A 637-nucleotide genomic window follows, 5' to 3' on the forward strand; every position below is an offset into this window, starting at 1 on the left:
GAGCCTTATTGATATAGCCTTCGTACTTGATTTCGGTCTCAAGTAGTTCAATCAGCTTGGGACTGAGGGCCTCAGCAGCAGGGCCGATAAATTTAATCACATCAGCATAGCTGACTTCTGGTCGCCGCATAAATTCCTTAGCGGTCACCGCATCGGTCAGGGGCTTGAAGCCCATGGCTTGAACCTCTTCGTTGGTGTCCTCGGTTGGCTTGAGTTTATTGGTTGACAGGCGTTTCATTTCGTTGTCAAATTGAGCCTTCTTGATTTCATAGTTGANTGGCTTGAACCTCTTCGTTGGTGTCCTCGGTTGGCTTGAGTTTATTGGTTGACAGGCGTTTCATTTCGTTGTCAAATTGAGCCTTCTTGATTTCATAGTTGAGCCAGCGTTCTTCGTCAACCAGACCCATTCGCCGGCCAATTGGCGTTAGCCGCATATCGGCATTATCATGCCGTAAAATCAGGCGGTATTCGGCCCGAGAAGTCAAGAGGCGGTAAGGTTCCAGCGTTCCCTTGGTCACCAGGTCATCAATCATGACCCCAATATAGGCATCGCTGCGTTTTAAAATCAGCTCAGGCTTGCCTTGCACCTTGAGAGCGGCATTGATACCGGCGACAATACCTTGCCCAGCGGCTTCTT

The 637-nt window shown here is 49.4% G+C and carries 2 pseudogenes; both read right to left on the bottom strand.

The features are described from left to right. A pseudogene (locus FH871_RS34460) lies at positions 1–238 on the bottom strand (hypothetical protein); the annotation flags it as partial. Between the two features lie 142 nt (positions 239–380). Further along, a pseudogene (locus FH871_RS34465) lies at positions 381–637 on the bottom strand (tRNA uridine-5-carboxymethylaminomethyl(34) synthesis enzyme MnmG); the annotation flags it as partial.

The organism is Larkinella sp. C7 (assembly GCF_006149005.1).
GTDB lineage: Bacteria > Bacteroidota > Bacteroidia > Cytophagales > Spirosomataceae > Larkinella.